A 13,733-nucleotide genomic window follows, 5' to 3' on the forward strand; every position below is an offset into this window, starting at 1 on the left:
GCTCGATGCCTACCTGCGCGGCGGGGAGCGCCGCATGCGCACCTGGCACGGTCCCCTGAAACTGGCCGAAGTGCTGTTCGACGATGGCGGCGCGTTCGGCAACATCAATACGCCGGACGAGCTGGCCGCCCTGCAGGCGCGCGGATTGAGCGTGCCGATGGCGCAAGCGATCCTGGCCGGCACCGTCGCGCCCGTCGCCGGGATCGAGGAATTGCCGTTGCCGCAAGCGTTCGAGCGCATCCTGGCAGCCGACATCATTTCTCCCATCAGCGTGCCCGCGCACGACAATTCCGCCATGGATGGCTATGCGCTTTACGGGGCTGACCTTGGGGCTGACCTTGGCGGCGACGCGCCAGTGACTTTGGCCGTGGTCGACACCATCCTGGCGGGCCGCCCCGGCACCGTCAAAGTGGGGCGCGGGCAATGCGCGCGCATCATGACGGGCGCCGTCATGCCCGACGGCTGCGACAGCGTGGTGCCGCAGGAACTCGTGCTTCAAGCCAATGAAACCAGTATCACACTGGCGCCGGACTGCATCCGCCCCGGCGACAACCGCCGTTTCAAGGGCGAAGACTTGATGCAGGGCCAACCGGCCTTGCTGCAGGGCAAGCGCCTGGGCCCGGCGGAACTGGGCCTGCTGGCCTCGCTGGGCATCGCCACGGTGCCCGTGCGCCGCCGCCTGCGCGTGGCCTTCTTTTCCACGGGCGACGAATTGCGCTCGCTCGGCGAACCACTGGATGCCGGCTGCATCTACGACAGCAACCGCTACACCCTGCTGGGCATGCTGACCCGCCTCGGCTGCGAGGTACTCGACATGGGCATCGTCAAGGACAATCCGCAAGCGCTGGAAGCGGCCCTGCGCGGCGCCTGCGCCTCGGCCGACGTCATCATCACCTCGGGCGGCGTGTCCAGCGGCGCGGCCGATTTTACGCGCGAGATCCTGGCGCGCCTCGGCGAAGTGGCCTTCTGGCAGATCAACATGCGTCCGGGCCGCCCCATGGCCTTTGGCCGGATTGCCAGCGAGGGCGACACGGCCTTGCTGCTGGGCCTGCCCGGCAACCCCGTGGCCGTGATGGCGGCGTTTTATTTCCTCGCCCGCCCCACCCTGCTGCGCCTGATGGGCGCCGATGCGGAAGCGTCCAGCCTGCCGCTGCTGCAAGTGGCGGCGCAAGCCCCGATCCGCAAGAAGCGGGGCCGCACGGAGTACCAGCGCGGCATCGTCGAGCGCGATGCGGACGGGCGCCAGCACGTGCGCGTGACGGGGGCGCAAGGCTCGGGCATCCTGCGCTCGATGACGCAAGCCAATTGCATGATCGTGCTGCATGAAGCGCAAGGCCACGTGGCGGCCGGCGACCTGGTCGATATCGTGCTGTTCCATGGATTGACCTGATGAAACATCTACTTCTGGCGCTGGCCCTGCTGCCGGGCATGGCGGCGTACGCTGGCGAAGTCCACAGCAATGGCTACACGGTGCGCTTCGACGAGCGCATCGAAACGGCACCGGGCGACTTGCACGGCGCCAGCGTGGGCCGCATCAGCATCGTGCGCGCCGCCGATCAAGGTCTCGCGTGGCAGGAAAACACGCCCTTGCAGCCGGGCTGCGGCGCGATTGCGGCCGTCACCGTCCTCAACGACAGCTATGTGGCCCTGTGCGGCCACCTGGGCGGGCGCCATTACACGCAAAAGATCATTTTCATGCAAGGCAACTCGCCCGCCATGGCGAGCGTGGACCAGTTCGATTCGCCCAGCGCCGTGCGCGTGGAGCGCGACGGATCGCTGGCCGTCGACGTCCTGCGGCGCGACCTGTTTCCAGGCGAGCTGACGGGTCCGCATTACTTTCCCACCGTGTACCGCTTGCACCACGACGACGCCACGTTCGGTTTCGTCCCCAGCTTTGATGGCGATGCCGCCGGGCGCTACTGGCAGCACTACCGCGCCACGCGCCAGGCGGCGCCAGCGGCGGGCGTGCTGCCGGAACTGCTGGCATCGCTGCTGGCCGCGCAGGCTGGCAAGCAGCCCATCTGCACCGAGCTGGCCACGCTCGCCGCGGACCTGCAGCGTGACGGCCAGCCGCGCGATGCACAAGCTGCGCGCACCGTGATGCTCGCCTGGCTGCACAAGTTGCCGGCCATCGGCTATCCCCGCTTCGACGCACCTGCCTGCCGGGGCACTTTCTAGCGCGACAGGCGATCGGCGCTGCGGCGCCAGTCCGCTCAACATCGTTCCTCCAGCACCACGACGGCCCGCCCAGCGCGGGCCGCTCGCATTGCCCCTTCGCAATCAATTTGCCTGCGCGGCAACTACCCCGCTATCGAGATAAAAATATTAATCATTTCTTTAAATAACATATAAATAAACACAACACTAATTGCAATAATTTTATTTATTTGTTGATACCACAGTTTCTTCGGTGATAACATTCGAACTCACATAAAAATTCAATTTTGATATTGTTTTCACGAGGAAACTAATAATGAGACACCGTTCATGGATCGCGGGCGCCGGCATGCTGGGAGCGGCTTGCCTGCTTGGCATGTTGTCCCTGGCGCCGCTGCCCGCTTATGCCAAAGGGGCCCCACGGGCCGACGTGCTGGAACATTGCAGCTGGAACCGCCCGGGCGCCGACCCGTTCATGGGAGATGTTGTTGCCGCAGTGGACAGGTACCCGGACATCGCGCCGCAGGTGCGCGAAGCATTGAAGGCGCGCATGCGCGCGCGCCAGTACGATGAAATCGTCGTCATCAGCCGCGACGCCATCCGCGGCAAGGGCAATTACGATGCGCGCATCAGCGACATGCATTTCGGGCCGGGCCGCGTCTGCCGCAATGTCACGCGCGCAGGCTGGAGCGAGCAGATGCAGGAAAGGGGGCTCGTGTACTGCGTGCAGGGCGCCTGCATCCTCGTGCCCACCGTGTGCCGCAATGTCAGCCGCATCACGCAGGCGGCGGCCGGGCCGCGCGCGCTGCTGGCACGGCGCCGGGCGGGGCCACGCCGGGCGGTACTGCGCCAGTAGCCGCAGCGCCACCGCCGGCGGGCGTGCCCGTCATCGAACACCCCGCCGGTGCGCATGGCGGCTCGTTCACGGGCGTGCCGCCGGCCGTGGTGGCCAGCGTGCCCGTGCTGGTCTTCGACATCGTGCGCACGGGCGGCGACACGCTGCTGCCGTCGGGCATCGGCGAGGGGCGCAACGGCGGCGGACCGCCACCGCGCGGCAGCAGCATCATCGAGTCCTATGTTCCCCCCGTCATCCGGCCCTCGCTGCCGCCCACCGACCTGTCCGTCCTGCCGGCCGTGCCGGAACCGCAAACGTGGGCCATGCTGCTGGCGGGACTGGCGCTGATCGCTTACAGCGCGCTGCGCCGCCGTACTGCACGGCCGGCCTGAGGCGGCGCGCTACTCGCCGTCGCCGTCCGCCTTACCCAGCAGCAAGGCGGCCGCTTCGCCCGGCAAGGCTTCCACGGATTTCAATTTGCGCGCCATCTGCCGGCTGCGCACTTCCGCGCTTTCGATATTCTTCGCCGCTTTTTCCAGGGTCAGCCGGGTTTGCGACAGCACGTCGCCGAACTTGCCGAATTCCGTCTTGACGGCGCCCAGCACCTGCCACACTTCGGACGAGCGCTTTTCCAGCGCCAGCGTGCGGAAACCCATCTGCAGGCTGTTGAGCAAGGCCGTCAAGGTGGAGGGCCCGGCGATGCTGACCCGGTGCACGCGCTGCAATTCGTCGGCCAGGCCCGGGCGGCGCAACACTTCCGCATACAAGCCTTCCGTGGGCAAAAACAAAATGGCGAAATCCGTCGTCAGCGGCGGCGCCAGGTATTTGTCCGCGATGGTCTTTGCCTCGCCCCGCACGGCCCGTTCCAGCTCGCGTCCGGCCTGGGCCACGCCGTCGGCATCGGCCCGCTCGGCCGCCTCGACCAGGCGCTCGTACTGTTCCTTGGGGAACTTCGCGTCGATCGGCATCCACACGGGCGGCCCGCCATCGGAGAGACCCGGCAGTTTCAGGGCGAATTCCACGCGCGCGCCGCTGCCCGGCACCGTTTCCACGTTCTTCGCATACTGGTCGACAGTGAGTACCTGCTCCAGCAGCATTTCCAGCTGCACTTCGCCCCACGTTCCCCGCGTCTTCACATTGGTGAGCACCCGCTTCAGGTCGCCCACGCCCAGCGCCAGCTGCTGCATCTCGCCGAGGCCCTGGTGGACTTTTTCCAGCCGTTCCGACACTTGCTGGAACGAGGCACTGAGCCGCGTTTCCAGCGTCGCGTGCAGTTTCTCGTCGACCGTCTTGCGCATCTCTTCCAGGCGCGCGCCATTGTCGGCCTGCAAGTCGCGGATCTTGTTTTCCAGGGTGGCGCGCACTTCCAGCATGCGCTGCGCATTCGATTCCGTCAGCTGGGACAAGGTTTGATTCGTGCTGTCGGCGAAGCGCGCCAGGCTTTGCGCCTGTTCCTCTCGCCCGACCTTGCCCTGCGCCTGCATCTGCGTGCGCAGGCTGTCGAGCTGCTGCAGGGTTGCCGCCTGGAATTGCGCCAGGCCGGCCGCCAGGTCTTGCCGCGTGGCTTGCGCCGACGCCTGCAATTGCAGCCGCACTTCGCGCTCGACCCGGTCGATGCGTTCCAGGCTTTGCTGCTGGTGCTGCTGCACCAGGGCCAAGGTGGTGGCGCCATCGCCAGCCGCGCCACGCGGGCGCAGCAGCAGCAAGATCAATAAAACGATGGCGGCGATGGCGGCGCCCAGCAGGCTGTAGAACTCGATTGGGCTCATGGGATCAGTCAGGTTTGTTGCGCATCCAGTCGGCCGTCTGATAGAACGATTCCATCAGGCGCACGCGCAAGGATTCTTCGATGCCCGTGTCTTCCATGGCCCAGGCCATGGCGCGCAGCCACTGGTCGCGCTCGCTGGTGCCGATGGCGTAGGGCAAATGACGGGCGCGCAGGCGCGGGTGGCCGAATTTCTCGATATACAAGTCCGGGCCGCCCATCCAGCCCGTCAGGAAGAAATACAGCTTGTCGCGCGAGCCATCCGTCGAGGGCGGATGCATGACGCGGATGCCGGCGAACTCGGCTTCGAGCTCCATCAGATCATAAAAACGGTCGACCATTTCGCGCAGCACGGGGGCGCCGCCGATGGTCTCGTACAGGGTGGGGGCAGTGGTATCAGTCATGGCCGCCATGATAACGCAAGCGCTGGCGGCCCACGCGGCGCCGGCCAGATCTGCCTCAATAAATGGCAATATACTTGACTGATCAAGCTTTTATCAACTACCATGCAATTTTAAAACAGGGACAAGACGAACATGCCAACCGCTACAGACACCGATTTGCTGCGCAATACCAACTTCCGCTGGCTGCTGGGCGGCGGCCTCGTTTCCATGCTGGGCGACCAGTTCAGCATGCTGGCCCTGCCCTGGCTGGTGCTGAGCCTGACGGGTGATAGCCTCAGCCTGGGCATCGCCGTGGCCCTGATGGGCGCCCCGCGCGCCGTGCTGATTTTGCTGGGCGGCACCATCGCCGACCGCCATTCGCCCCGGCGCGTGCTGCTGCTGAGCAAATATGCGAATGCCGCTATCCTGCTGGCGCTGGCGGTACTGCTGTGGCTGGACCAGGCCAGCGTGGCGCTCGCGTATGCGGCCGCGCTGGCGCTGGGCATCGCCTCCGCCTTCGCCATTCCCGCCGGCACGGCCATCCTGCCGCAAGCCGTGCCGCCGCAAACGCTGCAAAAAGCCAACGGCTTGCAGATGGGCACACGCCAGTTGTCGCTGCTGGCCGGCCCCCTGCTGGCGGCGCTCGTGCTGGGCGCCCGCGATGGCGGGCAGCACACCCCCATGGCGGCGCTGGCCGCCGCGTTTGCCATCGATGCGCTGACGTTTGTGTTTTCCGCCTGGACCTTGCGCCAAGTCAAGCTGCGGCCGCTGGCAGCGGCAGCCGCGACGCAGGGCATGTGGCGCGACATGGCGGCGGCGGGCCTGGCCATGGTGTGGCGCGACCTTCCCCTGCGCAGCTGTTATGCCTACTGGGCGGTGGTGGCCTTCTTCGTCATGGGCCCGCTGCAAGTGGCCTTGCCTGTGCTGGCCAGCGAACGCCTGCACGGCGCCGCGGCGCTGGGCCTGCTGATGGGTGCGCATGGCGCGGGCACCCTGGCCGGCATGCTGGCGTCCGGCCTGGGCGGCACCTGGCTGCGCCGCCATTTCGGCGCCACCCTGCTGCTCGCCGACGCCGTCGTGGCTTGCCTGCTGATGGCGCTGGGACAAATCAGCACGGCCTGGCACGGCGCGGCCCTGCTGGCCATGACAGGGTTGCTGGGCGGCTATGTGCAGGTGGCCATCTTTACGTGGATACAGCGGCGCGTGGCGCCCGCCATGCTGGGCCGGGCGATGGCGCTGTTCATGGGCATCTTCCTGGGCCTGGCTCCGCTGTCGGCGGCGGCCACGGGCGCGCTGCTGCGCCACCTGAGCGTGGGCGAGCTGTTCTGCGGCGGCGGCGCCCTGCTGCTGGCCGCCGCCGTGGCTGCCGCCCTGTGGACGGACATCCCCCGCATCGCCGGCACCCCTTCGATATCTTCACCTTGAGAAAGTTCTACCATGGATAAAACACGACAAACGGCCCTGAAAGCGGCCTACCGGCAACAAACGCCCGCGCTGGGCATCATCGCGCTGCAGCACCTGCCCAGCGGGCGCACCCTGCTCGAACGCAGCCGCAACGCGCCTGGCGCGCTGAACCGCCACCGCTTCGAACTCGCGCTGGGCACGCACCGCAATGCGTGCCTGCAGGCGGACTGGCGGCGCGACGGCGAAGCGGCCTTCCGCTTTGATCTGCTCGACGCCGTCACGGTGCCCGACGATCCCGCCTTCGATGCGGACGCCGAGCTCGACGCCCTGCTGGCACTGCACCTGGAACAACTGCAGGAGCGGGGCCAGGCCCTGTATTGAGCCGCCATGCTTTACACTTGCGCACTCTCAAGCACTTCGCAGCCAATTGAAAGGACGTCATGATGGATCACCCTCTCCCGCCGCCGGACGGCGCCGTCGCGCTGGACTTCTGCCTGCGCCTGGCGCGCGCCCAGGCCGTGCTGGTACGCCGCTTCGACAGCATCCTGGGCAACCTGCATGGCCTCAGTTTCAGCGATTACCAATTGCTGTACCACCTGCAGCGGGCGCCCGGCGGCCGCCTGCGCCGCATCGACCTGGCCGAACGCCTGGCGCTGACGGCGTCCGGCATCACGCGCTCGCTGCTGCCGCTGGAAAAGATCGGCCTGGTGGCGCGCCAGGCCGATGCGCGCGATGCCCGCGTCGGCTATGCCGTCATCACCGAGGCGGGGCAAGCCCTGCTGATCCACGCCGATGCGACGGCGCAGGCGCTGGGCCAGGAATTGCTGGGCAGCGCCAGCGCGGAGCAACTGGCCCCGCTGTCCCAGTTGCTGGCCAACATAGCCGGCAGCCAGCCCGGCAACGGCTGACGCGTCCCCTTACACCAGCGCCAGCCTGCGCAGGCGCCGCGTGGACGGCCACTGCTCCACGCCCGTTTCGGCGCGGACGGCGGCGCAGCCCGCCAGCACCCGCTTGATGGCCGCCGCGTCGAGCCCCGCATTGAGGGTCAGGCGCACGAGGGCGCGGTTCTTCGCCGTGGCCGGCGCGCAAAACATGGCGCCGAAAATACCTTGCCGTTCCAGCGCCTGGCGCAGGGCCAGGGTGGCCGGTTCGCCGCCCGCCTCCAGCGCCACGATCTGCTCCGTGCCGTCGCTGACGTTGTAGCCGAGCTCGCGCAAGCCTTCGCGCACCTGCAGCGTATGGCGCCGCAAGGCGGCGCGGCGCCCATCGGCGGCCATGATGAAATCGAGCGCCGCCCCCAGCCAGGCCAGTTCATGCGCCAGCAGGCAGGAACTGAAGATGGCGGGGCGCGATTCGGACAAAAAATATCCCTTGAAGCGGCTGGAACAGCTGATGAAGCCGGCGCGCCCGGCAAACGCCTTGGCCAGCGAAGCCGTGCGGAAATGCACGCGGTGTCCCAGCCCCCATTCCTCCACCAGGCCGGCGCCCTGCGGGCCATGCGTGCCCAGCGAGTGCGACTCGTCGACCACCACCACGCAATCGCTGCGCTCGGCGATGTCGAGCAATTCCAGCAGCGGCACCAGGCTGCCGTTGGTGCTGTACAGGGCATCGACGACGATCACGCCGCGGCCATGCTTTTCCACCTGCCGCCGCAAATGCGTCATGTCGTTGTGCAAAAAGGCGACGGCCTGGGCCTGGGCCGACAGCACGCCTTCCCACAGCGACGCATGGGCCTGCATATCGAGGTAGACGGGAATGCCGGGGCCGGCGATACACTGCAGCAAGCCGACGTTGGCCGCCATGCCGGACTGCGCCAGGATGCCATCCTCGCAGCCCATGTAGCGGGCCAGCCGGCTTTCCAGCCGGTGCTGCTCGCTGCCTTCCTGCAAGTACACGGCCGACATCAGCATGCCGCCCGCGTTCGCCTGCAGGGATGCCACCTGGGCCGCCACCAGCGCCGGCTCGGCCGCGATGGACAGGTAATCATTACCCGCCAGAAAGATGGCATCGGCCGGCGTGGGTTGCCAGGCATGCGGATGCTGGCCGCCCAGCAATTGTTCGATGCGCGTGACGTGATGCGCATCCATGCGCCGCACGATGTAATCGGGCAGGCAGTGTTCAGCGCGGACAAACGACGGGGTGTGCAGGCTGGTCATCATGGTCATGAGTTTTCTCCTAGGGAAATGTTTGTTGCAAATTAAAACCTTGACCGTGTTGCCAACCCGTCCATTGACGTATATCAATGTCCAGTCAGATAGTCGTTCAACCAGGAAAAATTACGCGATGATGACGTTCTGGAAAGCATCAAGGCAGAGTCATGACGCAGCAATGGCAAGGACGATGGACATACTGGCGGCAACGCGTGCGCCAGACACTGCTCCATTCGCTGCTGCATGAGCGCGCACCGCATGAGCACCTGGCCACCCGGGTTGCCATGCTGGCCGCCGTGGGCACGGTGGCCATGCCGCTGTACTACCTGCTGTGGCAGTTTTTTTTCCCGCAAGCCTATGAAAACCTGACCCTGCGCCTGACGGGCGTGGGCATCTGCCTGGCGGGCCTGTTCGCGCGCCGCTTTTCGGCCCGCTGGCTGTCGCGCTACCTGCTGTTCGCCCTCAGCTACATCCTGCCGTTCTTCTTTACCTTCATGTTCCTGATGAACCATGCGTCGTCCATCTGGAGCGAATCGCTGCTGATCGGCCTGGTGGTGCTGTTTCATTTCGAGACAAGACTGGCGTGCCGCGCCTACCTGATCGGCACGGGCGCCGCCTGCCTGGCCGTCATCGTGCAGGGCGAAGGCGGCTTCCTGCTGCAGCCCACGGTGCTGCAGCAGCTGCCCGTGCACTGGTTCACCATCGCCGCGCTCTCCGTCGTGAAAGTGGGCGGCAAGGTGCTGGAACAGGAGCGCCTGTCGGGTCTGGCCGCCGGGCTCGGTTCCGTGGCGCACGAGCTGCGCACGCCGCTGACCAGCGTGGAGGCGAACGTGCGCGGCATGCGCCGCCTGCTGCCGCAACTGGCCGGCGAGACCGAGGCCATGCCGCCCCTGCAGGAGGCGCTGTCGCGCATCCAGTTCGAGGTGCGCCACATGCAGCACATGATCGACCTGTTCCTCCTCAGCGCCAGCGCCGTCAACCGCAACCTGGAACCGAGCCAGGTGCTGTCGATGCTGGACATGGTGCATTCCGTGCTCAAGCGCTATCCGTTTACCGGCAACAAGCAGCGCGCCAGCGTCACGCTGGACGTGCGCGCCGACTTCCAGTTCGCGGGACAGGACGAACTGTGCGTGGTGATCCTGCTCAACCTGCTGAGAAATGCGCTGAAAGCCGTGCAGCGGGCCGGCAAGGGCCGCGTGCGCATCATCATCGACGGCGCCCGCCCCGTGCCCCGCCTGCTGGTCATCGACACGGGCTGCGGCATCGCGAAAAACCGCCTGCCGCTGATCTTCGAGCGTTTTTATTCGTATCCCGTGCACAACGGCAGCGGCATCGGCCTGGCCCTGTGCCGGCAGATCGCCCACGCCTGGCAGGCGCGCATCCGCTGCGTGTCGCGCGAGCATGCGTATGCGATCTTCATCCTGGAATTTCCCCAGCCCGTGCCTGCCCGCTTCCAACCCATTTCCTAGCAAGGTGACGCATGCAACTGCCCGTCTACACCCATCCGACCCTCACCGTGCTGATCGATGACAGCGATTCCTTTCTGAAAAGCATGGCTTTCCAGCTCGATCCCGCGCTGGCGCGCAAGACCTTCCACGATACGAGCACGGCGCTGCACTGGCTGCAGCAAACGCACCAGCGCGTCGCCATGCCCCTGCATGTGAATTTCGACCTGCACAGCACGGCGCCCAACGACTGCAATGTCGCCATCGACATCGAGCGCATCTGGCGCATCAGCGGCCAGGCCCAGCGCTTTGCCGTGCCGTCCGTGTGCTGGTGGTCGATTATTCGATGCCGCAGATGAATGGCCTGGAATTCTGCCAGGCCGTGCGCGACTTGCCGTGCAAGAAGATTCTATTTACGGGGGCGGCCGATGAAAAGATGGCCGTGACGGCCTTCAACCGGGGCTTGATCGACCGCTACATCAAGAAGAGCGACGACGATGCGCTCGACATTCTGGAACAGGAAATCGTCAGCCTGCAGCGCGAATTTTTCCTGCAGCAGTCGGACACCGTGCGCGACCTGCTGTTGCTGCATGACTATAGTTTCCTGCAAGACGAAGCGCTGGCCGCCGTGGTGCACGAGCTGTGCCAGCGCCATGGCTTTGTCGAGTTTTACATCTTCCCCAATCCCAGCGGCATCCTGTTTTTCACGCGCGACGGCCACGCCAGGCTGATGATCATCGAGACGGAACGCAGCCTGCACACGCAGTATGAAATGGCGCGCGACAGCGACGCGCCCGAATCCTTGCTGCTGGCGCTGCTGGAAATGCGCGTGATTCCCTACTTTTCCGACGCCGACAGCGATGGCATGTACGCGGCGCACATCGGCGAAAACTGGTTCCGCTACTGCGCCGCGCCCACCATCTGCCTGGGCCGCGTGACGTATTTCTGGGCCCTGTTCGACGTGCCGGCGCACCAGCTGGGCCAGCCGATTCTGTCCTACGCACAATTTTTACGCGCGCAGGCGGGCGACAGCGTGGGCGCTTAGTTAGTTGGCAAACTAGCTTTCCCGCAAGGTCTGCAGCGGCGGATGCTTCAAGACATTGCGCAAGCCCAGCCAGCCGCCGGCGATCGCGCACAGGGCGCCGGCCAGCAAGCCGAAGGCCCACACGCCCGGCGCGAAGCTCCAGGCGAACTTGAACTGGTACGTGGCCAGCGCCCAGCCCATGGCGGCCGCGCCCGATGCGGCCAGCAAGCCGGCCAGGGCGCCGACGAGCGAAAACTCGATCAGCTGCGCCTGCGCCAGCTGGCGCCGCGTGGCACCCAGCGCGCGCAGCAGGCCCGCTTCGCGCGTGCGCTCGTCCTGCGAGCCCATCAGCGCCGCATACAGCACCAGCAAGCCCGAGGCCAAAGTGAAGGCAAACAGGAATTCGACGGCCGTCACCACCTGGTCCAGCACGCCCTGGATCTGTTTCAATACGCCGCCCACGTCAACCACCGTCAAATTCGGATAGTCGCGCAGCAAGGCATTGCCCAGGTCCGCCTGCGCGGGCGGCAGGTGGAACGCCGTGATCCACGTCTGCGGCGTGTCCGCCATGGCGGCCGGATTGATGATGACAAAGAAATTGACGCGCATCGAGCCCCATTCCAGCTTGCGCAAGCTGGTAATGGCCGCTTCGACGGGCTGGCCGGCGATGTCGAAGCGCAGCTTGTCGCCGAGCTTGAGTTTGAGCGTCCTGGCGATGCCCTCTTCCACCGACGCTTCAAACGGCGCGCCAGGCTTGTCGCTGAACCACTTGCCCGCCACCAGCTTGTTTTCTTCCTGCATGCATGGTCGCCATCGTCGACAGATTGAATTCGCGGTCGGCCAGGCCCTTGGCGCGGTCATCCTCGTAGGTGGCGTCCGTGATGGCGTTGCCGTTCACGGCCACCAGCCGGCCCCGTATCATCGGATACAAGGGCGCATTGGCCACGCCCGCCTGGGCCAGGCGCGCGGCGATCGGGTCTTTCTGCTCGGGCAGGATATTGATCATGAAGCGGTTCGGCGCATCGGGCGGCGTGGCATTGCGCCAGGCCACCATCAAGTCGCCGCGCACCACCGTCAGCAGCAGCAAGGCCATCAGGCCCAGGGCCAGCGACACCACCTGGATGACGGTGGCGCCCGGACGGCGCTGCAAGGACGTGACGGCAAAGCGCCAGCCCTGGTGATTGAAGGCGCCGCGCAAGGTTTTCAGCGAGCGGATGCCCAGCCAGCCGGCCAGGGCGAACAGGCCGAAGCCGCCGAGGAAGCCGGCCGCCGTCAGCAAGGCCAGTTTCACGTCGCCCGCCTGCCACAGCAGCAGCACGACGAAGGCGGCGATGCCGAGGCCATACGTGGCCAGGGCCAGCGCCTGCGGCGGCTCCTGCTCGCGGCGGATCACCCGGTTATGGGGAACATTGCGCAACTGCAAAATCGGCGGCAGGGCAAAGCCCAGCAACAGCAGCATGCCGGTGGCCACGCCCTGCAGCGCGGGCAGCAGGGACACGGGCGGCAAGTCGCTCTGCACCAGCTTGCCCAACAGCTCCAGCAGCACCAGGTGGCCGCCGAAGCCCACCATCACGCCGATCACGCTGCCCGCCAGGCCCACCAGCAGGAATTCGATCACGTACATGGCAGTGACCTGGTTTTGCGTCAGGCCCAGGCAGCGCAGCATGGCGCAGGCATCGAGGTGCCGCAGCATGAAGCGGCGCGCCGCCATGGCCACGGCGACGGCCGCCAGCATGGCCGACAGCAGGCCGACGAGCGACAGGAAACGGTCGGCGCGATCCAGCGTCGACTGCATCTGCGGGCTGCCCGATTCCAGCGATTCGATGCGCACGCCTTTTATCGACTGCGCCTTGATCTGGCTTTCCAGCCAGGCTTGATATTGCGCAAGCTCGGCCGCCTTGGCGGGCGGCGCCGACAGCAGCAGCCGGTATGACACGCGCGAGCCATTCTGCACCAGCGCCGTGGCGGCCAGGTCACTCAAGGGCAGCATCACGCGGGGGGCGAAATTGAGGAAGGACGCGCCCCGGTCCGGTTCGCTGGCGATCAGTTGCGTGACCGTAAATGCCTTGTCGCCCAGGATCAGCGTGTCGCCCAGCTTCGCGTTCAGGCTGGACAGGATCGCCGCATCGACCCACACGGTGCCCGGTGCGGGCACCTGGTCCGTCGGCTGGCCCACGGCATCCTGCGCTTCGCTCGCTTTGGTGGTGATTTTCAGCTTGCCCCGCTGCGGGTAGCCGGGCGAGACGGCCTTGATGGACGCCAGCTGCGAGGTCGATTGCTCGCCCTCGCCCGCCTGCGCCATGCTGGGGAACGTCACCGTGTCGGCCAGGATAAAGCCGCGCTTCTGCGCTTCGGCGCGCCAGGCCGCGTTGACGGGCTGGTCGGCGTTGATGACGAGGTCGGCCCCCAGCAGCTGGTGCGCGTCGCGGTTCAGGCCCGCGCGCAGGCGGTCGACGAAGAAGCCGACGGCCGACAGGGCCGCCACGGCGACGATCAGCGCGACGAGCAGGAAACGCAGTTGCCCGGCGCGCCAGTCGCGCCCGGTCATTTTGAGGGAGAGGCGGAGCATG

Annotated in this window: 12 protein-coding genes and 2 pseudogenes; 10 read left to right on the forward strand and 4 right to left on the reverse strand. The window is 66.4% G+C overall.

The genetic code is table 11. The annotated features are described in order from the left end of the window. Window positions 1–34 precede the first annotated feature (34 nt). The 4 genes and pseudogenes from moeA to ACQVLG_RS01085 form a co-directional block, all read left to right on the forward strand. On the forward strand, window positions 35–1,390 hold the full coding sequence (moeA, locus tag ACQVLG_RS01070) for a molybdopterin molybdotransferase MoeA (protein ID WP_474292484.1): 1,356 nt from the start codon (window positions 35–37) through the stop codon (window positions 1,388–1,390). Beyond that, window positions 1,390–2,178: a hypothetical protein gene (locus tag ACQVLG_RS01075; RefSeq protein ID WP_474292486.1), complete on the forward strand. Its 789-nt coding sequence runs from the start codon at window positions 1,390–1,392 to the stop codon at window positions 2,176–2,178. Before moeA ends, ACQVLG_RS01075 begins: the two co-directional genes overlap by 1 nt. Window positions 2,179–2,473: 295 nt before the next feature. Continuing rightward, window positions 2,474–3,013: an MHFG family PEP-CTERM protein gene (locus ACQVLG_RS01080; protein WP_474292488.1), complete on the forward strand. Its 540-nt coding sequence runs from the start codon at window positions 2,474–2,476 to the stop codon at window positions 3,011–3,013. A gap of 257 nt (window positions 3,014–3,270) precedes the next feature. Continuing rightward, window positions 3,271–3,384, forward strand: a pseudogene (locus ACQVLG_RS01085) (PEPxxWA-CTERM sorting domain-containing protein); the annotation flags it as partial. Window positions 3,385–3,393: 9 nt separating this feature from the next. Here the strand turns inward: ACQVLG_RS01085 and ACQVLG_RS01090 are convergent. Both ACQVLG_RS01090 and ACQVLG_RS01095 read right to left on the reverse strand, forming a co-directional pair. After that, window positions 3,394–4,761, reverse strand: a complete 1,368-nt coding sequence (locus ACQVLG_RS01090) for a DNA recombination protein RmuC (protein WP_474292490.1) — start codon at window positions 4,759–4,761, stop codon at window positions 3,394–3,396. A gap of 4 nt (window positions 4,762–4,765) precedes the next feature. Beyond that, complete coding sequence (locus ACQVLG_RS01095; RefSeq protein WP_034785429.1) at window positions 4,766–5,161, reverse strand: group II truncated hemoglobin; 396 nt, start codon at window positions 5,159–5,161, stop codon at window positions 4,766–4,768. Window positions 5,162–5,293: 132 nt separating this feature from the next. Between ACQVLG_RS01095 and ACQVLG_RS01100 the strand changes: the two genes are divergently transcribed. From ACQVLG_RS01100 to ACQVLG_RS01110, 3 genes are all read left to right on the forward strand, one after another. Beyond that, window positions 5,294–6,565, forward strand: a complete 1,272-nt coding sequence (locus ACQVLG_RS01100; RefSeq protein ID WP_474292491.1) for an MFS transporter — start codon at window positions 5,294–5,296, stop codon at window positions 6,563–6,565. Window positions 6,566–6,577: 12 nt separating this feature from the next. Then, entirely contained in the window at window positions 6,578–6,925 is a 348-nt protein-coding gene (locus ACQVLG_RS01105; RefSeq protein ID WP_474292492.1) for a GIY-YIG nuclease family protein, read from the forward strand. A gap of 62 nt (window positions 6,926–6,987) precedes the next feature. Continuing rightward, entirely contained in the window at window positions 6,988–7,452 is a 465-nt protein-coding gene (locus ACQVLG_RS01110) for a MarR family winged helix-turn-helix transcriptional regulator (RefSeq protein WP_474292493.1), read from the forward strand. Between the two features lie 9 nt (window positions 7,453–7,461). Here the strand turns inward: ACQVLG_RS01110 and cqsA are convergent, their stop codons facing one another. Further along, entirely contained in the window at window positions 7,462–8,709 is a 1,248-nt protein-coding gene (cqsA, locus tag ACQVLG_RS01115) for an alpha-hydroxyketone-type quorum-sensing autoinducer synthase (protein WP_474292494.1), read from the reverse strand. Between the two features lie 197 nt (window positions 8,710–8,906). On the opposite strand from cqsA, the gene ACQVLG_RS01120 reads away from it, so the two are divergent. The 3 genes from ACQVLG_RS01120 to ACQVLG_RS01130 are packed head-to-tail and all read left to right on the forward strand — an operon-like array spanning window position 8,907 to window position 11,184. Beyond that, a complete protein-coding gene (locus ACQVLG_RS01120; protein WP_230539711.1) occupies window positions 8,907–10,163 on the forward strand; it encodes a sensor histidine kinase in 1,257 nt (418 codons plus the stop codon). An 11-nt stretch (window positions 10,164–10,174) separates the two neighbouring features. Continuing rightward, a complete protein-coding gene (locus ACQVLG_RS01125; RefSeq protein ID WP_474292495.1) occupies window positions 10,175–10,498 on the forward strand; it encodes a hypothetical protein in 324 nt (107 codons plus the stop codon). Further along, entirely contained in the window at window positions 10,465–11,184 is a 720-nt protein-coding gene (locus ACQVLG_RS01130) for a response regulator (protein ID WP_474292496.1), read from the forward strand. The genes ACQVLG_RS01125 and ACQVLG_RS01130 overlap by 34 nt, the downstream gene beginning before the upstream one ends. Window positions 11,185–11,196: 12 nt before the next feature. Here ACQVLG_RS01130 and ACQVLG_RS01135 read toward each other — a convergent pair. Then, window positions 11,197–13,732 (reverse strand): annotated as a pseudogene (locus ACQVLG_RS01135) (ABC transporter permease). Window position 13,733 lies beyond the last annotated feature (1 nt).

It is taken from the genome of Janthinobacterium sp. TPC_1, assembly GCF_056037845.1.